Origin of the sequence: Wolbachia endosymbiont of Leptopilina clavipes, assembly GCF_006334525.1 — a bacterium.
In the GTDB taxonomy this organism is placed as follows: Bacteria; Pseudomonadota; Alphaproteobacteria; order Rickettsiales; family Anaplasmataceae; genus Wolbachia.
Window position 1 is genome coordinate 1 of the sequence record NZ_QJHA01000026.1, and the last position, 21,151, is coordinate 21,151.

14 protein-coding genes, 3 tRNA genes and 1 pseudogene are annotated in these 21,151 nt (G+C 34.7%); 3 read left to right on the forward strand and 15 right to left on the reverse strand.

Features of this window, described 5'->3' with window-relative positions; genetic code table 11:
* From OUY_RS06870 to serS, 3 genes and pseudogenes are all read right to left on the reverse strand, one after another.
* A pseudogene (locus tag OUY_RS06870) lies at window positions 1-547 on the reverse strand (transposase); the annotation flags it as partial.
* Between the two features lie 295 nt (window positions 548-842).
* Window positions 843-2,114 (reverse strand): phosphoribosylamine--glycine ligase, encoded by a 1,272-nt coding sequence (gene purD / locus OUY_RS02215; RefSeq protein ID WP_010402350.1) that lies wholly within the window; start codon window positions 2,112-2,114, stop codon window positions 843-845.
* Window positions 2,115-2,145: 31 nt separating this feature from the next.
* Entirely contained in the window at window positions 2,146-3,426 is a 1,281-nt protein-coding gene (gene serS, locus OUY_RS02220; protein WP_139686633.1) for a serine--tRNA ligase, read from the reverse strand.
* Between the two features lie 127 nt (window positions 3,427-3,553).
* Between serS and OUY_RS02225 the strand changes: the two genes are divergently transcribed.
* A complete protein-coding gene (locus tag OUY_RS02225; protein WP_179949518.1) occupies window positions 3,554-5,008 on the forward strand; it encodes a hypothetical protein in 1,455 nt (484 codons plus the stop codon).
* Between the two features lie 12 nt (window positions 5,009-5,020).
* The gene (dusB, locus tag OUY_RS02230) at window positions 5,021-5,971 is read left to right on the forward strand and encodes a tRNA dihydrouridine synthase DusB (RefSeq protein WP_010402373.1); all 951 of its coding nucleotides are present in this window, start codon (window positions 5,021-5,023) and stop codon (window positions 5,969-5,971) included.
* A gap of 34 nt (window positions 5,972-6,005) precedes the next feature.
* Here the strand turns inward: dusB and OUY_RS02235 are convergent, their stop codons facing one another.
* From OUY_RS02235 to carA, 12 genes are all read right to left on the reverse strand, one after another.
* On the reverse strand, window positions 6,006-14,525 hold the full coding sequence (locus OUY_RS02235; protein ID WP_139686581.1) for a DNA-directed RNA polymerase subunit beta/beta': 8,520 nt from the start codon (window positions 14,523-14,525) through the stop codon (window positions 6,006-6,008).
* Window positions 14,526-14,583: 58 nt separating this feature from the next.
* Entirely contained in the window at window positions 14,584-14,985 is a 402-nt protein-coding gene (gene rplL / locus OUY_RS02240; RefSeq protein ID WP_007301986.1) for a 50S ribosomal protein L7/L12, read from the reverse strand.
* A 26-nt stretch (window positions 14,986-15,011) separates the two neighbouring features.
* On the reverse strand, window positions 15,012-15,530 hold the full coding sequence (gene rplJ / locus OUY_RS02245; RefSeq protein WP_010406822.1) for a 50S ribosomal protein L10: 519 nt from the start codon (window positions 15,528-15,530) through the stop codon (window positions 15,012-15,014).
* 12 nt (window positions 15,531-15,542) lie between these two features.
* Window positions 15,543-16,196: a 50S ribosomal protein L1 gene (rplA, locus tag OUY_RS02250; RefSeq protein WP_139686582.1), complete on the reverse strand. Its 654-nt coding sequence runs from the start codon at window positions 16,194-16,196 to the stop codon at window positions 15,543-15,545.
* Between the two features lie 4 nt (window positions 16,197-16,200).
* Window positions 16,201-16,641: a 50S ribosomal protein L11 gene (locus OUY_RS02255; RefSeq protein WP_010406829.1), complete on the reverse strand. Its 441-nt coding sequence runs from the start codon at window positions 16,639-16,641 to the stop codon at window positions 16,201-16,203.
* 2 nt (window positions 16,642-16,643) lie between these two features.
* Window positions 16,644-17,480 carry a transcription termination/antitermination protein NusG gene (gene nusG / locus OUY_RS02260; protein ID WP_139686583.1) on the reverse strand — a complete coding sequence of 279 codons (837 nt, stop codon included), beginning with the start codon at window positions 17,478-17,480 and terminating at the stop codon, window positions 16,644-16,646.
* Window positions 17,470-17,679 (reverse strand): preprotein translocase subunit SecE, encoded by a 210-nt coding sequence (secE, locus tag OUY_RS02265; protein ID WP_012481857.1) that lies wholly within the window; start codon window positions 17,677-17,679, stop codon window positions 17,470-17,472. The genes nusG and secE overlap by 11 nt, the downstream gene beginning before the upstream one ends.
* Window positions 17,680-17,689: 10 nt before the next feature.
* Window positions 17,690-17,762 (reverse strand) — tRNA-Trp (locus OUY_RS02270).
* Window positions 17,763-17,774: 12 nt separating this feature from the next.
* Window positions 17,775-18,947 carry an elongation factor Tu gene (gene tuf / locus OUY_RS02275; protein WP_010406834.1) on the reverse strand — a complete coding sequence of 391 codons (1,173 nt, stop codon included), beginning with the start codon at window positions 18,945-18,947 and terminating at the stop codon, window positions 17,775-17,777.
* Window positions 18,948-19,024: 77 nt separating this feature from the next.
* Window positions 19,025-19,095, reverse strand: a tRNA-Gly gene (locus tag OUY_RS02280).
* A 4-nt stretch (window positions 19,096-19,099) separates the two neighbouring features.
* A tRNA-Tyr gene (locus OUY_RS02285) sits at window positions 19,100-19,181 on the reverse strand.
* 109 nt (window positions 19,182-19,290) lie between these two features.
* Window positions 19,291-20,379, reverse strand: coding sequence for a glutamine-hydrolyzing carbamoyl-phosphate synthase small subunit (carA, locus tag OUY_RS02290; RefSeq protein WP_139686584.1), 1,089 nt, complete (start codon window positions 20,377-20,379; stop codon window positions 19,291-19,293).
* 203 nt (window positions 20,380-20,582) lie between these two features.
* Here carA and OUY_RS02295 point away from each other — a divergent pair, with 203 nt between their 5' ends.
* A complete protein-coding gene (locus tag OUY_RS02295; protein WP_246038621.1) occupies window positions 20,583-21,071 on the forward strand; it encodes an SDR family NAD(P)-dependent oxidoreductase in 489 nt (162 codons plus the stop codon).
* The last annotated feature ends 80 nt before the right edge of the window (window positions 21,072-21,151 follow it).

Genomic DNA, 21,151 nt, shown 5'->3' on the forward strand with positions numbered 1-21,151 from the left:
ATAAGATCACATGCTCCATAGTGGTCAGAATAAACTCCGCCACTGTATTTTGCTGCTATAACTTTTTTGCTACCTATCTCTAGCATTACATGCAGTTTTCTTGTTTGCTCATAGCGGCGATACTTTCTATCTGTACCATTTGCCTTGCTATGACCTGGAATATTATTGTAGATCAGTACTATCTATGGCAATCTCAATATCTTCTGTATTATTTTTATCATGTCTTCGATCATTAATTTTGATGTTAAGTTTTTTTAAGCCTTCTTGAGGCCTGGGAATAGCTAATAACTTGCAAGTTTTTCCTTACTTGCTCAAGGTACCCTGCTATAAATCCCGCTGTTTGTCTCAGACCTATTCTAAATAAATAAGTTATTATGTGAACCAGAATCACGACCTTATCGCTATAAATATAGTTGCCACCAGCCATTTTTGGACCTTTTTCGTACCAATTTTCTATGGCATCATTGACGTAATAAAAAATATTTCCCCTCTCTTGGAGAAATTTGTTATATTCATGGCAGTTACTGACTCTCATTTTTTGTGGCATATTTTTCTTTAGTAGGTTAAATGCTTGTCTTATAGTGAATTTTGTCAGTAACTGCCAGTTCTTTTTATTTGACCTATGCAACAAAGCCCGCTGGAATCCAGTTTTCCATATAATCTCATCGAAAACGTTGTAACCACTTTCTATGCTAGTGTGCTTTCATCAACCTGGATCCCAGTGTCAGCTACTTTCATGACAAGAAAAGAAGCACTGGTTTCACATGAATCTGAACAGATATCATGTTTTTCTTTAGTTTACTGCTTACAAAGTGACTTTTTTTGTTTCTGCATGAGCTAAATTAACTACCAATATCATACCTGAAGAACCCACCTGACCATTCTAGAAAATTTAACGCTGAGTACACTTTACTTTTAGCTTCTTCCACAGTATTTCCTTCTCCTACTATATTTAGCACCCTTCCGCCATCGGAAATCCAATTACCACTTTCATCCAACTTAGTACCAGCATGAAAAACTAGCACACCAGGAATGTTTTCAATTTTATCCAATCCTTTAATTACCTCTCCTTTTTGATAATCACCAGGATAGCCTTTACTTGCAACAACTACACAAACTGTAGTTTTGTGATTAAACTCCACCATTTTTGTATTTAACTTGCCTTCTGCAACTGACAACATCAACTTTAACAAATCACAATTTGGATCAAGTCTAGGTAAAATAGATTGTATTTCCGGATCCCCAAACCTAACATTATACTCAAGAAGCTTTGGACTATCTTTGCAAATCATTAAACCAGCAAAGAGTACGCCTTTATAGGATGTTCCCATGTTAGTCAGTGCTTGAATTGTAGGATATATTATTTTTTGGATAATTTTTTGCTCCATCTCCTTACTTATAATCGAAGGTGATGAGTATGACCCCATGCCTCCAGTATTTTGTCCCTCGTTATTTTCACCAACTCTCTTGTAATCTTTTGCACACCCAAGGGTTACTACCTTCAACCCATCAATAAGAGCAAAAAAACTTACTTCCTCTCCAATTAAAAACTCTTCTATGATTATTTCTTCACCTGACTCACCAAGATTTTTCTCCACTAGCATTGAATCTATTGCTGAAAAAGCTTCATTTTCTGTGTGGCATATTATGACGCCTTTCCCTGCTGCAATTCCATTTGCTTTAATTACAAGCGGAAATTTTATTTTATTACTACGGACAAAATTTTTAGCTAACCTTTCATCAATAAAACGTTCATACTTGGCGGTCGGTATACCATATTGTTTACATAGTTCCTTCGTAAAAGACTTTGATGCCTCAAGTTTTGCAGCTGCTTGACTTGGAGCAAAAACGTTTATCCCCTCCGCAGTTAAATCATCAGCAAGCCCATTAATTATCGGCTGCTCTGGACCAATAATCACTAGCTCTATATTTTCTTTCTTGCAAAATTGTGTAACATCCACTGAATCTTGAATATTTATATTCACAAGAACTCCAAAATTTTCCATGGCCGGGCGACCAGGAGTAACATATAACTTAGTCAAGGTAGGAGACTTCTTTAAAGCCCAAAGTAAAGCATGCTCACGCCCACCAGAACCTATAACCAGAACCTTCATCTTTATTTCCTCGCTTTTCTATATGTCAAAATTATTGTTTGCTTATAACAGTATCATTACTCATGTATCTTTGCAACACGTTTGGTATTGTAACTGACCCATCGGAATTTTGATAGTTCTCCATTATGGCAACAATTGTTCTTCCTATGGCTAAAGCTGAGCCGTTTAAAGTGTGAACGTATTTTTTTGTTTTTCTGTCAGTTTCTAAGAAGTATTTAGTGTTCATTCTTCTTGCCTGGAACGTACCGCAATTTGAGCAGCTTGATATTTCTCTGTACTTATTTTGCTCAGGTAACCATACCTCTATATCATAAGTCTTTTGTGCAGCAAAGCCCATATCACCACTACAAAGCAGCATTATTCTATACGGTAGTTCTAATTTTTTTAATATTTCCTCAGCAGCATTTGTCATGCGTTCAAGCTCATCATTTGACTGGTCTTCAGTTGTGATGCTTACCAACTCCACTTTACCAAATTGGTGTTGCCTTATCATACCTCTTGTATCTCGTCCTGTGCTACCAGCTTCTTTACGAAAACATTCTGAATATGCAGTAAAACGAATAGGCAGTTCTTTTTCTTCTATTATTTTGTCAGCAACTAAATTTGTTAAAACTACTTCACTTGTGGGAATTAATCTTAATTTATCGGTAGTTAAATATGAATCATCAAAAAATTTTGGTAGTTGACCAACATTATACATCGCCCTATCCTTTACTAAAACTGGATGATGCACTTCAGTATAACCAAATTCATTAACATGTGTTTCCAGCATAAAATTTATTAATGCTCGTCCAAGCTTAGCTAACTGTCCTTTTAGTATTGTAAACCTTGATCCAGAAATTTTTGCTGCTTGTTCAAAATCCATCAAGCCTAACCTTTCTCCGAGTTCATAATGAAATTTTGGCATAAAACTAAATTGCCTTTTTTCTCCATATTTTCTGATTTCTACGTTGGAGCTCTCATCTTCACCTATTGGCACGTTTTGTGCAGGGATATTTGGTAAGTTAGATAAGATCTTCATTAAGTTATCTTTCTCCGTTTGCTCGTTTAAGCTGATTGCTTTTATCTCATTTGTTATGTTTCTTGACACTTCTACATCATTTTCACAGGGGCTCTTGCTCATTTTAAGCTTCTTTATTTCCTCTGTGATTTCATTGCGCTGCCTATTTAAATCTTGCAATGTAGTAGTCAGTAATCTTCTTTCATCATCAACATCTAATATTTCTTTTGCAGTAAATTCTTTCACTCCTCTGCTTTTTATTGCTTTTTCAAATCCTTTAGGGTTTTTGCGTATATGTTCTATATCATGCATATGTTGTGCTATTACTAACATCATTACTCTACTTCAAAAGCTTTGAATGCTCAATATTTTTACATATAAATGCTAATATTGATTTTACCTTCATAATTTGCTAGAATTGATAAACGTGAAATATAATATGTTAGCCATCATAGAAAGATACAATAAATCTAAAGAGAGTACTCACTTCACTAAACTTAAGGCTAGTGGAAGATTTGCTGTCTACGCTTTTTGTATATATTTGGCGACTACATTTACCATTGGCTGTTTGGGATTGATAATGGGATCTTTCCTCTTAACCTTACCACTTGCTACGCTCATCTCCAACCCTATAGTTTGGATTTTAATGGGAATAGTGCTTACAGCAACATACAAGATGGTTATTGAACCTTTATTTTACTTGGTAAAAGATTATGTTGATGGAAAAGGAGTTTCAGAGGGAAAAGAAAGCGATGCTAAAACTGATGAGCTATTAAAATCACCAAAGCAAGAGCAAGCTGTAAATAATCAAGGAAATCCAAAAACCCCAGATGGGGATAGTGGTATTGTACCAGGAAGTGAACCTGCCTCAAGTAACAATAGTCGTAGAAATTCTAATGCTTCAGGAGATAGTGGTTTGGGTGGCAAAGAGTTTCATGAAGATTTACAAACTCTTATGCATCAGACAAATAGAGAAAATTACTATTACTGGCTACAAGAACATGATATTTCTCATATTGCAAGAGCTGTATATAACTATTCAGAAAATTCAAGTGGCAATGTACTTTTTTGTATTCCTGGTGATGTGAGTACTTTAAACTCAAAACTGAAAGAGTATAAAATAGAACAAGGGAACACAAAAAAAATCTTTGCCTCGATTATTAATTTAGGAGGAAATCACTGGGTAACACTGATAGTCACATGTAATGGTAACAGACAATTTAGAGCTTATTATTGTGACTCATTTGGTAATAAATTACCAAATGAGATTGAAGGAAAGGTAAAAGACGATATAAGTCTTGCTAATGAGATTGCTGAGAAGTGTCTAGTACCCTTAAATAATGAGGTGGGAAGTTTAATACGGAAAAGAGAAAATAATCCAGATAATGCTAGCCTTAAAGAGAAAAAAGATGATGTTGAAAAAACATTAGGTCATGCAAGAGAATATAGAAATAAGTTAGTTAGTAAGCCAATTGATACTAGTTATATAGTGGGCATATTGCAGGAAACCTTAGAGATAGGAAATGATAGCATAAAGAGTTCTGCGGTTGATCGGCAAAAAGATGGCTGTAATTGTGGAGTATTTGCTTTAGAAAATGCTCATAGGATTACGGAAATGCTCAACGAGGATAAATCATTTGATGAAATTGACAGAGAGTTATCAAAGTACAAGCCTAGGCCAGGACAATTGCACGAGAAGAGAAGAGAGTTCGCAAAAGCACTTATGGAGGATGAAGAGTGGAAAGAATCCATTGCTGAAGGTGGAATTTTACATGATACTATACAGCAGCTCATTTCTGAAGATAGTAAGAAAGAGGAGGCACAATCTACCATAAGTTCGATTATTCAAAATGTTATTACAACGTGTGCAAGACGTTTGGACTTAAGTAATTAATCTATAAAATCTATGTCCCTACAAATAGGAAGTTTGACGATTGATTCTCCAGTTATTTTAGCGCCAATGTCTGGAGTGACCGACTATCCATTTAGGAGTATTGTAAAGAAACTTGGTGCAAGTTTGCTAGTCTCAGAAATGATTGCAAGCAGAGCTATGATCATGCAAACTCGCCAGAGCATGCAAAAAGCAAAAGTCGATGAACTAACCGCTGTACAACTTGCTGGTTGTGAGCCTGATGTTATGGCGGAAGCTGCAAAGTTAAATGAGGGCATGGGTGCAAAAATCATAGATATAAATTTTGGTTGTCCAGTTAAAAAAGTTGTAAACGGTTACGCAGGGTCAGCACTTATGCGTGATGAAAAAAAGGCTGCTGAGATAATAGAAGCTGTAGTCAAGGCAGTGAGTGTGCCAGTTACAGTAAAAATGCGTACTGGATGGAATGACGAAAATCGTAATGCTCCGCGCTTGGCAAAAATTGCAGAAGATTTGGGAGCAAAGATGATTACTGTACATGGAAGGACAAGGGCACAGCTTTATAATGGTCAAGCAGATTGGAAATTCGTTAGAAATGTTAAAGAGCAGGTAAAAATTCCAGTTATAGTAAATGGAGATATTAAGAGTTTGAATGATGTTCAAAGTGCACTTAAAGAATCTGGGGCAGATGGAGTAATGATAGGTCGTGGTGCTTACGGCAAACCTTGGCTGATTAATCAAGCAATAAACTTTTTGAGTGGAAATAAAGTTTCTGAGCCAACAGCCTCAGAGAGATTAAGCATAATACTCAAGCATTATGACAGTATTCTTGAGTACTATGGAAGCGATACAGGAATAAAGATGGCCCGCAAACATATAGGATGGTACAGTAGCGGTCTTCAAAACTCATCTGAATTTCGTGTAAGAGTAAATAACATAATAGACAGCACAGAAGTGAAAGAAAATATAATTGATTTTTTTAGTTAAAAACAGATTAAACATACTACCTCATTAGCTATATTCAATTTGACTGATCATAGTGCGATGCCACCACACTCTCTTCTTCATCAGAATGTAATTGATAACTATTATCACTCAGCAATTTTTCGTCATAAGTCTCAATATCAAAATATTTTTCATATTTATCTATATTTTCACAAAGCGAAAGTGCTTTCACCTTATTCATAATCAGACCCGTACCAGCAGGAATTAACCTTCCTACTATAACATTTTCTTTTAACCCACTCAAAGGATCACTCTTTCCGCAAAATGCTGCTTCCGTAAGTACTTTTGTTGTTTCTTGGAAAGAGGCAGCAGAAATAAAGGAATTAGTTTCAAGGCTTGCTCTAGTAATTCCCTGCAGAATAGGAAGATAATGAGCAGGTCGTTTTCCAGAGTTATTCATAGCATCATTTTCTCTATCAATTTCCAGCCTGTCGATATTTTCTCCAATTAAGTACATAGTATCACCAGGATCGGTAATTTCTACTTTTTGTAGCATTTGCTTTAAGATCACTTCTAAATGCTTGTTATCTATGCGCACACCCTGCAATCTATAAACTTGCTGTATTTCAGAAATCATATAGTGTGCTAACGCTTCTAACCCAAGCACACGTAGAATATCATGAAGATCAGGATCGCCATCCATCAATAAATCACCTTTACGCACAAAATCACCTTCATTGACTATTACATGCTTACTTCTTGATACTAAATACTCAACTTGAGAAGCTTGCTCATCTACAGGTTTAATTACTACACTGCGTTTTCCTCTACGGTCTTTTTCAGAGAACGTTACATAGCCATCTATTTCACTAACGATAGCATGCTCTTTAGGACGACGTGCTTCAAATAATTCTATAACCTTAGGCAAGCCACCAGTAATATCACGAGTTCTAACTGACTCTCTCGGCGTTCTTGTGATAACATCACCTACATGAACCTTTTGGCCATCCTGTACATTAAGCACTGCACCAACTGGTATAAAGTAACATGCTTCCACACCACTTGAAAGTGTTATTACTTTTTCATTATCATCAAGCAGTGCAATACGAGGACGTAAATTAGCTACACCAGAGTGCAATTTCCAATCTTTTACTACTCTATTTGATATTCCTGTAGATTCATCCATCACTTCAGTGATTGAAATTCCATCTTTTAAATCCTGGTAAGATATTGTACCACTCTTTTCCGTAATAATAGGTAGTGTATACGGATCCCATTCCGCAACTTTATCACCAATTTTTACTAACTCACCCTCATTTACATAAAGTTTAGCACCATAAGGCACACTGTGCTTCAATTTTTCACTACCAAGGCTATCAATTAAAACGACTTCACAGGAACGGCTTATCACAATTTTATTTCCGTTTTTATCTATAATTATATTACTATTGTTTAGTTTTATTCTAGCATTAATAGAAGCTATAATATTTGAGGATTCAATACCTCTAGTCATTACCCCACCTATATGGAAAGTACGCATCGTTAACTGAGTACCTGGCTCTCCAACAGATTGAGCAGCGATAACACCAACTGCTTCACCTATTGAAACAATTTTACCAGTTGCAAGGTCTCTTCCATAACACAAAGAACACACACCAGGACTTATTTCACAAGTTAAAGGCGATCTAATTTTTATAGCATCAAGACCTGCAATGTTGATTTGCTTTACTTTACCTTCATCAATTAATTCCCCTGCTTTTAATAATAACTCTTTGGTTACTGGGTTATATATATCATTTGCAGCTGTTCTACCCAGTACAACACTCTCTAGAGATGCAACTATAGTACTACCTTCAACTATAGCTCTTACAATAAGGCCATTTTTCGTTTTACAGTCATGTTTTGTAACTATGCAATTTTGAGATACATCAACCAAGCGACGAGTTAAGTATCCAGAGTTTGCAGTTTTAAGTGCAGTATCAGCTAAACCTTTACGCGCACCGTGAGTAGAATTAAAGTATTCAAATACATTTAATCCTTCGCGAAAATTAGAAATTATAGGTGTTTCTATAATTTCACCAGAAGGTTTGGTCATTAACCCTCGCATTCCTGCTAACTGCTTCATCTGGGAAGTAGAACCTCTTGCACCTGAGCTAACCATCATATATATTGAATTGTACTTACTATTTTCATCATACACAGATATCGCTTTTAACATATCATTCGCTATTATATCTGTGCACTTAGACCACTCATCTATAACTTTGTTATACCTCTCACTTTTAGTGATTAGTCCGTCTTGATACTGTGCAGAAAATTTCTTAATTTCACCCCTTGTATAATCAACGTGTGTAGCTTTAGTTTCAGGTATGACCATATCGCAACGACTAAAAGAAGTACCAGAAAATGTAGCATACTCAAAGCCAAGTGTCATCAATTTATCAGAAAATACCACTGTAGCACTTTGACCGCAGCTACGATATACTAAATCAACAATACTAGTTATTTCCTTAACTGTTAATACCTGATTTATTAAATCGAAGCTTAGATTCTCATGTTTAGGAAAAATCTGCCATAATATTAAACGTCCAGGAGTTGTACAAATAGTTTTATACTGAATGTTTCCATCGCTATTGATGTGTTCCATTTTGTACTTTATATGAGAATGAATATGCAGAGTACCGTTGTTTAAGGAATGCTCAACTTCACAAAAAGCACAAAAAAGTGGTAAATCATCCTTCTTAAGTTGCTGTAAAGTTAGGTAGTATATACCAAGCACTATATCTTTACTAGGAACTATAATCGGTCTTCCATTAGAAGGACTTAAAACGTTATTAATTGACATCATCAACACTCTAGCTTCAAGTTGAGCTTCCAATGAAATTGGCACATGTACTGCCATTTGATCACCATCAAAGTCAGCGTTAAATGCTGTACAAACAAGTGGATGAAGCTGTATTGCTTTACCTTCAATAAGGACTGGCTCAAAAGCCTGAATACCAAGCCTGTGTAGCGTAGGCGCTCTATTTAGTAAAACAGGATGCTCTTTTATTACTTCTTCAAGCATATCCCAGACTTCTGGCTTTTCTGCTCTTATTAACTTACTAGCAAATTTAATAGTTGGAGCGGTTCCATATATTTTAAGCCTTGAGTAAACAAAAGGCTTGAATAACTCAAGAGCCATTCTTTTCGGTAATCCACACTGATTTAGTTTTAAAGTTGGACCAACAACTATTACAGAACGCCCAGAATAATCTACCCTTTTTCCTAAAAGATTCTGACGGAAACGACCTTGCTTTCCTTTCAGCATATCGCTAATAGACTTTTTATACCCAGTAGCGCCAGCTTTATTTACCAGAGCATTACGACGACTATTATCAAAAAGAGAATCAACTGCCTCTTGTAACATTCTTTTCTCATTACGAATCATAATCTCAGGAGGATTCAAACTTAACAATTTTCTCAATCTATTATTTCTATTAATAATAGTTCTATAATGATGATTTAAATCAGAAACTGCAGGTCGACCACTTTCAAGCGATACCAAGGGACGCAAGTCAGGTGGTAAAATAGGTATAGCTGTAAGTATCATCCACTCAGGTCTGTTTCCAGACTTGATAAAATTTTCAACAATACGTAATCTCTTTATAATTTTCTTTCTTCTCATTTCAGAAGCAACAGACTCTAACTCCTGTCTTAAATTCTTCCTAATTTCATGTAAATCAAGGCGTATTAGCAATTCTCTTATAGCTTCAACACCTTGCATAGCTATAAAGCTATCGACCCCATAGCTATCTTTAGCTTCATTATAAGCTTTCTCACTAATAATTTCACCTTTTTCAAAAGAGGAAACAAGAGGATCTATTACAACATAATTATCACTATATAAAATACTTTCGATATCTCTAAGAGACATATCTAATAATGCTCCAATTCTTGAAGGAAGTGACTTCAAAAACCATATATGAGCAACAGGAGATGCAAGCTCTATATGACCCATTCTTTCTCTTCTTACTTTAGAAGATGTAACTTCTACTCCACATTTTTCGCATATACGGCCCCTATGTCTTCTTTTTTTGTACTTTCCACATAAACATTCATCATCATTGACAGGACCAAAAATTTTAGGACAAAATAATCCACCTTTCTCAACTTTGAATGTACGGTAGTTTGCAGTTGAAACATCTGTTATCTCTCCATAAGACATACGTTTAATACTTTCAGGGCTAGCAATGGAAATGCTAACCTCATTAAAAGATTGTGCGATATTAGTGTGAGATATATCTTCAATTACTATGTCATTTTGCTTCAAATCCACATTAAAACACAAGGAACGCAACTCTTTTATCATGACATTAAAGGATTCAGGAATTCCACATTCAAAGTTACTGTCACCTTTTATTACCGATTCATAAATCTTAACCCTGCCATTAATGTCATCAGACTTCACAGTTAACATTTCCTGCAAAGTGTAAGCAGCACCGTAGGCTTGCAGTGCCCAACATTCCATTTCACCAAAACGCTGACCACCAAAATGAGACTTTCCTCCAAGAGGTTGTTGAGTAACCAAACTATAAGGTCCTACTGAACGCGCATGAATTTTACCATCTACTAAGTGATGCAACTTAAGCATGTACATGTAACCAACTGTAACTTTGCGATCAAACTTCTCACCCGAGCAACCATCATATAATACAACTTGCCCAGAGTTATCCAATCCAGCAAGTTCAAATAGCTTTACTATTTGTTCATCTTTTGGACCTTCAAATACAGGTGCAGTAACAGGAATGCCATCACGCAACTTATACGCAAATTCAATGAGGTGATTATCATTAATATCGCGAATGTTATTACAAATAGATAAATTACTGCCACAACTATAAACCTCAATCAGGAAGTGACGTAAACTACTGTGTGCATCTTTACAAGAGTTGAAATAATTCTCTACTAATGTAGTCAATTCATTATTTAATTCATCCTTATTAGGCGTATCTAAAATAGAAGCCGTTATTTCATCATCATTAATATCCTCAAATTTTTTATTATCAAGATATAATGCTGCAAATTTTTCAAAATCATCATCACTGAGAGATCTAATTGCCTCACAAAAAGCACGTTTGATTTTATTGATCTCATCAAGAATATTGCCTACTTTTTCTCCTAATTTTTTACAAGACCAACCTACATGCGTTTCCAATATTTGACCTACATTCATTCGCGAAGGAACGCCAAGAGGGTTAAGAATAATATCAATAGGAGTACCATCTTCTAAATAAGGCATATCTTCTACTGGAACAACTCGAGAAATCACACCTTTATTTCCATGTCTACCAGCCATTTTATCCCCTGGCTGCAAACTATGTTTTACAGCAATAAAAACTTTTACTGACATCGACACACCTTGAGGTAGATCATAGCCTTCATGCAATTTTTCTACTTTTCGCTTAAAGTTTGCTATCGCATGTGATACTTTTTCATCAAAATCTTTTTTTAAGCTCTCAACTTGCTTAGAAATAGATTGGTTTTTCAATCCTATATCCCACCATCCCTCACGTTCAATAAAATTAATACTTTCTCGATCTTGCGAGCCAGAATTAATAAGAATTTTTCTTAATTCATCATAGAAATATTGATTAATAACATTGATTATATGGTCCCGCTCTTTCTCAAAATCATTTACCTCTTTTTGCTTAATAAGAAACGCCCTTTCGTTTTCTTCTTCCCCTCTGCGTGTAAAGACCTGCACATCAATCACTATCCCTTCAATATCTGGAGATGTATATAAAGAGGAATCCACACAATCAAATGACTTTTCACCAAAAATTGTCATTAACAATTTTGTCTCAGGAGGCAATGAAAGAGAATGCTTAGGTGTAACTTTCCCCACCAAAATATAACCTGGACCAACTCTTGTACCAACCTTTACTATACCACTATCATCCAAGTGATAAAGATTTTCTTCATTAACACCGGGTATGGCACGAGTTATTTTTTCCGACCCTAAAGGAGTGTCATGTACAACACATTCAAATTCTTCTATATGAATAGAAGTAAATAGATCTTTTTTAACAACTTCACTAGAAATAATGATTGAGTCTTCAAAATTATAACCTTGCCAAGACATAAAAGCGACTAGCAAGTTTTGGCCAAGTGCCAATTCACCGTTATTAATAGCAGGACCATCAGCTATCACATCACCTTCCTTAACACAATCACCTACATGCACCAGTGGTTTCTGGTTAATACAAGTATTATGGTTAGAACGCTGAAATTTTCTTAGATGATAAATATCTACATCCAAGTAGTTAATTCCTCCTTTGTCAAAAGCACGTATAACTATAGAGTTACTATCTGAGCTGTCAACTATGCCACCACGTTTTGCTAAAACTACAGCACCAGAGCCAGAAGCTACGAAAGACTCCATGCCAGTAGCAACCAAAGGAGCAGTAGGCTTCAATAAAGGTACAGCTTGACGCTGCATATTTGAACCCATTAACGCTCTATTAGCATCATCATTTTCTAAAAATGGAATTAAAGAAGCAGCAACCGATATTACCTGCTTAGGAGATAAATCAATGTAACTTACTTGATTACTATTTACCATTACAAAGGTACCAGCATACCTACAGTATAACATATCATCAACAAAGCAGTTGTTCTCATCAAGCTTTGCGCTGGTATCGGCTATATAATATAAACCTTCATCTATAGCAGACAGATACTCAATTTGATCAGTAACAACCTTATTAACTACTTTCCTATAAGGACTTTCAATGAACCCATATTTATTAATACGAGCGTATATAGCTAAGCTATTAATTAAGCCTATATTCTGCCCCTCAGGAGTTTCAATAGGGCAAATTCTTCCGTAATGAGTTGGATGAACATCACGCACTTCAAATCCCGCCCTCTCTCTTGTTAAACCACCAGGACCTAACGCTGACAACCTTCTTTTATGTGTTATTTCAGATAATGGATTAGTCTGATCCATAAATTGAGATAATTGGGAAGAGTTGAAAAAATCTCTTAAGACATTGGTTAACACTTTTGGATTTATAAAATCAGATGGAGAGACTTTATCTAAACTAGAAGTAGACATAGAATCAACTACTGCCCGTCCCAATTTTAATAATCCAGTTCTAAATTGATTTTCTATAAACTCTCCAACTGAACGGACTCTTCTATTTGCTAAATGATCAATATCATCTACAGATCCTTGACCATCACGTAACAATACTATTTTTCTTATAATTTCAATAATGTCTTCATGTGTTAAAGTAGTTAAATTTTCCTCATAATTTAACCCAAGGCAAGAGTTAAGTTTTAATCTACCAATGTTAGACAAATCATAATATTCCGGACTGAAGAAAAGATTACGAAAAAACTCCTCTACTATCTTTAAAACAGGAACTTCACCAGGACGCAAAACCTTATATATTTCATATAGAGCGTTCTCATAAGACATGTTTTCATCTAAGAAAAGTGTGTTTAATATGTAAGGTCCAACAGAAACATTATCTATGTTCAACACTGATATTTTATCTATAGATAATAATTCAAGCTTTTTTATATCCTCTAATTTTATAGATTCACCAGCAGATAAGACTTTTGTAGAACTAGCACTATCTATTAAATCTTCTGCAAGAAATAAACCACATATAGAATCATAAGGAATTAGATACTCTTTCAATCCGTTATCATATAGATTTTTAGCTAATTTTGAAGTAATACGAACATTAGCTTTAAGTAACACATTGCCTTCAACATTCTTTAAATCAAAAGGAAGCCTCACTCCCTTGAATTTATCAGGGGAAAAAGGTACTCTCCAGCCACTTTTATGTTTTATATACTCTATTTTTTCATAAAATTTATTAAGTATGTCATTATTTGATAAGCCCAAAGCCTTTAATAAAACTGATATTGGCAACTTTCTCTTTCTATCAATACGAAAATACAAATGATCTTTAACATCAAACTCAATATCAAGCCAAGAACCTCTATAAGGAATAACTCTAGCAGAATAGATCAATTTGCCAGAATTGTAAGTTTTTCCCTTATCACTATCAAAAAAGACTCCAGGAGATCTATGCATTTGTGAAACGATAACTTTCTCTACGCCATTGATGATGAAAGTACCTTTATCAGTCATCATAGGCAGTTCACAAAAGCGAACCTCCCGCTCTTCAGCAGATTTTATAACAGTTGCAAGCTTAGAATGATCATCATCTTCTTTAATCTCTTGATATTTTTCAAGAGAAACACCATCCTGCATAATAACAAGACGTATAGAAGCAATAACCTGAGCAGAAAAAGTTATACCACGTTTTATACATTCAGACTCACTATACTTAAGATCATCTACCCTACAATTCAAAAATTCGATAGTAGCCCTATGCAAAGGATCAGATATTGGAAAAATTGTATGAAAGATAGCTTCAAGTCTTTCATTACTTTCATTATTAGGAGTAAAGGAATTATATGACCCCTTTTGGACTTTAACCAAATCCAACAAAGAATCTTTTAAATCAATCGACCTGGAATAAGAAACTCTAGGAACAAAAGCACTAGAAGCACACATATAAGAAGAATCAACCATTAAAATACCTTCACTAATTAAAAGAGCTATATCAACATAAAATTAATATACTAACATTTTATTCAAGCTCAACTTTAGTTGCTCCTGCTTCAATAAGTTTTTGCTTTATTTTTTCTGCTTCGTCTTTAGAAACATTAGCAGTCAAATCTTTGGGTAAAGACTCAACTAATTCTTTCGCTTCTTTTAAATTCAATGTAGAATTAACTTCTCTAATAGCTTTAATCACTCCTATTTTTTTGCTTGCATCAATCTCTTTGATTACAACTTTATATTCAGCTTTTTCTTGAGCAACAGGAGCATTAGCATTATCACTAATAGGCACCCCAGCACCAACAGCTCCACCAAGAAAAGAACCACTAGGCAACCCTATTTTTTCTTCTAGAACTTTTACAAGTTCAGAAGCTTCTAATAGATTTAAAGATAATATTTTATCAACCAAATCACTTGTTACATTATTCATACTGACCACCTTATTTAACAACAAATTTATTTTTTAGAACTATAGTAATCCAAAACTCTCATAAGCCTCATAGAAGATGAATTAACAGACAATGCTAACCGAGCAGGAATATCATAAGATATTAAACGCATAATTTTAATACGCAATTCATCCAGAGAGGGAAGCTTAGCCAATTTGTTAACATCTTCCACTGTTAACAATTCATTTATATGAGCCGCACAAATCACAGACATTTTTTCTTTGTTAGCATTAATAAAATCAACTATTAACTTTGCAGCTTCTACTATAGCACTAGAATATATAATAGCAACAGAACCAGAAAATTTACCTGATAAATAAGAAAATTTACCAGTCCTTTCCAAAGCCAAGCAAGCTAGAGTATTTTTAACTACTAACATCCCACCCATTACAGATTTTAGACTATTCCTAAGAATTAATGAATTGCTAACATTCATAGACTTGAAATTTACCAATATTAAGAAATCATTATTTACAAACACATTCATTATGTTTTGTATAAATTCATCCTTATCTTTACGCTTCACAATTTTGCTCCCTTAAATTATATCTTCTACTTTGTTTATTTTATGAGCTTTACCCATAGTTGAATTTAAAAAAACGCTTTTAAAGTAAACTCCTTTCACAGAAGCAGGTTTATTGTCTCTAATTACTTTAAGAAAGGCTTTTAAATTTTCCAGCAAATCATCAATATCAAATTTAATACTTCCTAATTTACCATGAATAACCCCATTTTTATCCGTCCTGAATTTTATTTGACCAGACTTAATGGTTTTAGTAGCTTCAGCAATATTAGAAGTCACAGTACCAAATTTAGGGTTAGGCATCAGCCCTTTAGCACCCAATACTTTTGCAATAGGAGTGATTTTTGCCATGAAATCAGGAGTAGTGATGCACCAATCAACATTCAACTTTCTACCTTTTTTTATCTCTTCAATTAAATCTTCCCCTCCTGTAATATCAGCACCAGCTTTTTCAGCTTCTAATAAATATTTATCTTGAGCAAAAACAGCTACTTTAATATTCTTCCCGATACCTTTAGGCAACACTACTGTACCACGCACCTGCTCTTCAGATTTACGTGAATCTACACCTAAATTGACTGCGATATCAACTGATTCATTAAATTTTGCTGAAGCAGACTCAACAATCTTCTCCAAACACTGCTTAAAATCATTATTATATGTACTCATTTACCTAACCTTCCACAACTTCTATACCCATAGATTTTGCAGTGCCTATAACCATCTTCACTGCTGAATCTTCATTATCCACTTTCATATCAACCATCTTACACTTTGCCACTTTAATGATAGCAGACATAGATAATTTAGCCACTAATTCTTTACCAGAATTACCAGAACCTTTACTTAATTTAGCTTCCTGCTTAAGCAAATAAGCCACAGGCGGACCGCTGACAGTAAAATCATGAGAGCGATCATCCTTTATGGAAATTCTCACTGTTACTAAATCACCTACTTTATAACTAGCGTTAGCAGCGCTAGTAGCTTTATTAAAAGCTTCACAAAATTTAGGAACAGGTATACCACGCGGGCCAAGTACTGAAGCAATTTTCGGTCCTGGAACTGCTTTTCCAGCTTCCATAAGCAAGTTAATCTTAGCAACTACATTACTCATAATTAATCCTCTATTTTCTCTACTTGAGCCAAATCAAGCTCTATTATTGTTGGCTTACCTAAGATTGATACTTCAATATTAATAATTTTTTTCTCATCATTTACCATATCTACCTTACCAGTAAAATTTTGAAAAAGACCATCATTAATTTTTACTTTTTCACCTTTCTCATAACCATAACTCAACTTTTTCGTTTCTTGAGCATTGTAAAGCGCACTACACATTGAGCGAATCTCATTATCCTCAATCACCTTTGGAACATTACCATTTTTCAAAAATCCATAAACCTTAAGAGATTTTGGTATATTATTAATAAAATTTAATACCTCATCGCATAAATTCATGTATAAAAAGACATAACCAGGAAAGGACTTCCTTCGTTTAGCATTTTTTTTAGATTTTAAATCCATCTCACTTAATTCTTCACAAGGAATAAAAACCCTATTAAAATAATTATTAATATTCAATCTCATAGAATTTTCTAATATATATTGGCGCACTTTCTCTTCATAATTAGAGGCAACTCTTAAAATGTACCACTTATATCTATTAAATTCCTTACGTTTTAAAATTACCCCATCATCTGAAATCATCTCAAAATGACCAGACTCATCACCACAAAACCCAGTCATTTGATTCAAAATATTTTTGCTTTCATCACACAGATGCATACATATATATACTTCACATAACTCTTTTATATCAGATTTTACATCACATACTGTCTGATAAGGAATAAACACCTCCTTAAAGTAAACAGTATTGGTTGCCAACTCGCATATATCCTTCTCATACCCGTAATCGACTTTAATGATATACCATTTATACTTATATTCCATAAATAATTCCAAATAAAGTCTTAATGACGTAAAGAGACATAAAATCTACGAAGCAAAAGAAAATCGAAAAGCATAATATAACAGTTATTACAATAAACAAAGATGACAATACCTGCTGTTTTTTTATCCAAGCAATTCTCCTTATTTCTTGCTTTATATCGCAAAAAAAAACATACAGGTTTTTTAACATTTCTACCATAATATTAATGCAGGAGCGATAGGAATTGAACCTACAACCTCTGGTTTTGGAGACCAGCGCTCTACCAATTGAGCTACACTCCTATAATTCAAAGTTTACTCTAAAATTTCCGAAACAACGCCAGAACCAACAGTTCTACCACCTTCTCTTATCGCAAAACGTAATCCTTTATCCATTGCTATTGGTACTTGCAACTCCACTTCTATACTTACATTGTCCCCTGGCATTACCATCTCCTTTCCATCTAGCAATTTTATGCTCCCAGTTACATCCGTTGTCCTTAAATAAAACTGTGGCTGATAATTTCCAAAAAATGGTGTATGCCTTCCTCCTTCTTCTTTCTTCAATATATACACCTCCGCATTAAATTTCTTATGCGGGGTTATTGTCCCTGGTTTTGCCAATACTTGCCCTCTCTCCACTTCTTCTCTCTTTGTTCCTCTTAGTAGTATTCCTACATTGAGTCCTGCACTTCCCTTATCTAGCAACTTCTTAAACATCTCAACACCAGTACATATCGTCTTTTGCGTCGCTTTCAGACCTATTATCTCTATCTCATCCCCTGCCTTTATCTCCCCCTTCTCTATTCTTCCTGTTACTACCGTCCCTCGGCCCGATATTGAAAATACATCTTCTATTGGCAACAAAAACGGCAAATCTACAGGCCTTGGAGGTACTGCCACATACTCATCTAACTTCTCCATCAATTTATCTATTGATTTCTTTCCATACTCACTACTATCATCCTCTAATGCTTTTAACGCAGACCCAACTATCACAGGCACTTCATCACCTGGAAATCCATACTTACTCAGCAACTCTCTCACTTCCATTTCTACCAAATCTATCATATCAGCATCAGCAACATCAGCTTTATTTATATATACCACGATATATCCAACACCCACCTGTTTTGCCAGCAATATATGCTCTCTCGTTTGTGGCATCGGCCCATCAACCCCCGACACTACCAATATCGCTGCATCCATCTGTGCTGCACCTACTATCATATTCTTTACATAATCAGCATGTCCAGGGCAATCAACGTGTGCATAGTGTCTCTTTTCTGTTTGATATTCAACATGTGCTGTTGCTATTGTTATACCTCTCTTTCTTTCTTCTGGCGCTTTATCTATTTGATCATATGCTACAAAATTACCATAATGCTTTGTTATCGCCGCTGTTAACGTTGTCTTCCCATGATCCACATGTCCTATCGTTCCCACGTTTACATGCGGCTTTCCAAATGCTTCTACTATCGCTGTCATAATCTTAACTCTTCTACCTAAAATACAAATACATCAATAAATAATATGTTGATTTTATATAAATACAACAAAAAAAGAGCGGATAGTGGGAATCGAACCCACGTCACTAGCTTGGAAGGCTAGAGCTCTACCATTGAGCTATACCCGCACAATGGAGGAGGTAGGATTCGAACCTACGTACGCAATGCGGACAGATTTACAGTCTGTTACCTTTAACCACTCGGTCACTCCTCCACAAAAATCTGTTAAGAGAACACTACCTTAACTTAAGTTTTATTATTCCTAATATTAAACATCCAAATCCAAAAGATCAAGTAATAAAAGCTAATCTAACTGAAATCAGTTAGATTTTACTTTTATATAACAAAATATTGTCAATAAAACGCCCAAATAAATAATGTGAATCATGCGTACCTGGCGCTTCTTCTGGATGGTATTGAGTAGAAAAGACTGGGTAATCCTTCATCATTATCCCCTCTACACTATTATCAAATAGAGAAATATGAGTAACTTCAACGTTACTTGGAAGAGAAGCTGAATCAACAACAAAACCATGATTTTGGCTAGTTATCTCAACTTTTTTACTCTCCAGATCATAAACTGGATGATTACTCCCTCGATGACCAATATCCATCTTGACAGTCTTTGCTCCCAAAGTAACTGCAAGTAATTGATGGCCCAGGCATATGCCAAAAACTGGTATTTTAGATTTCACAATAATTTCTATTTCTGAAATTACACTCTCTCCTATCTCTTGTGGATCACCAGGGCCATTTGAAAGCACTATACCATCTGGATTCATGCTTAATATTTTGTGAGCAAAACCTGTATCTGGTTTGACTAATTCAACCGTACAATCAAGCTCTACTAAGCGTGAGATTATACTATTTTTTATACCGAAATCAACAATTACAATCCTATATTTTGCATTAAGAGCGCTTTGAAAGTTATTACTTAAACTGACTTTCTTAGTTATTTCTATTCCATTTACAGATTTGTATTTCTTCAATTCATCTAATATATACGCCTCACTTGACGGACATATCATTCCATTTTGAGATCCATGTTTTCTCAAATATCTCGTCAAAGCTCTAGTATCAATTCCCGATATCCCAACTACATTATTTTTCTCCAACCAATCATTTAAACTAATATATGAAGAAGAGTGAGACATAGGAGAAAGTTCACGCATAACCACACCACTTGCAAAAACTTTTTCTCCTTCATTATCTTTGTGATTTATTCCAACATTACCAATATGAGGAAAAGTGAACGCTATTATTTGATCAGCAAAAGAAGGATCGGTTATAGTATGCTGATAACCTGTCATACCAGTGGTAAAACAAACTTCACCTATACATTTGCCTCTTTTACCTACCGATTTTCCTAAAAAGCACTTGCCATCTTGTAAAACTAAAGCTGCATCCTGCATTTAATTCTCTCAACTCATTTAAAATATTATATAAGAATTTTAAATTACAAGTAAGCAAATACTAAACTTCCCTTTAAGTTTATATAAAATTCAAAATTATAAGTAGCTTTCTTTTTTTTATTATTTAGCAAAATTATAGCAAACTTAACTTGTGTGAATAGGCAATAGTCATTACATTCATACTTCACGTTATGTAAATTCACATGGATAGAAAAACTTGTCTCATTACAGGAGCATCATCTGGCATTGGAGAAAGTCTAGCACGGTTGCTCATTAAAGATGGATGGTTTGTGGTTGGCATTGCAAGGCGCACTGAAAAACTGGAAAAATTAAAAGAAGAATTAGGTAGTAATTTTTTACCTATAACATGTGATGTAAGCAAAAGTGAAAATATTAAAAACTCGTCTGATTTTTTAAAAAAGCAAAATATTATACCAAATCTCTTTTTTCTTAATGCAGGATGTGGCGAAATAGAAGATAAGTTTCATACCAACATTCATAGAAAAACATTTGAAACCAATTATTTTGGCGTTATCAACTGGATTGAAGAATGGATTCATCATAATTCCTTGGCAACTTTTGCGGTTATATCTTCTCTTGTTGCTATGCATGCAACACCACATGCTTCTGCATACTGTGCCAGCAAAGCAGCACTAAAAAGTTGTTTTCAATCACTAAAACCAATATGCTAACAGTAGCACAAAGTTTATCATCATAATGCCAGGGCCAGTAAAAACAGATATGTTTAAGTCTAATAAACCACTTCCCTTCA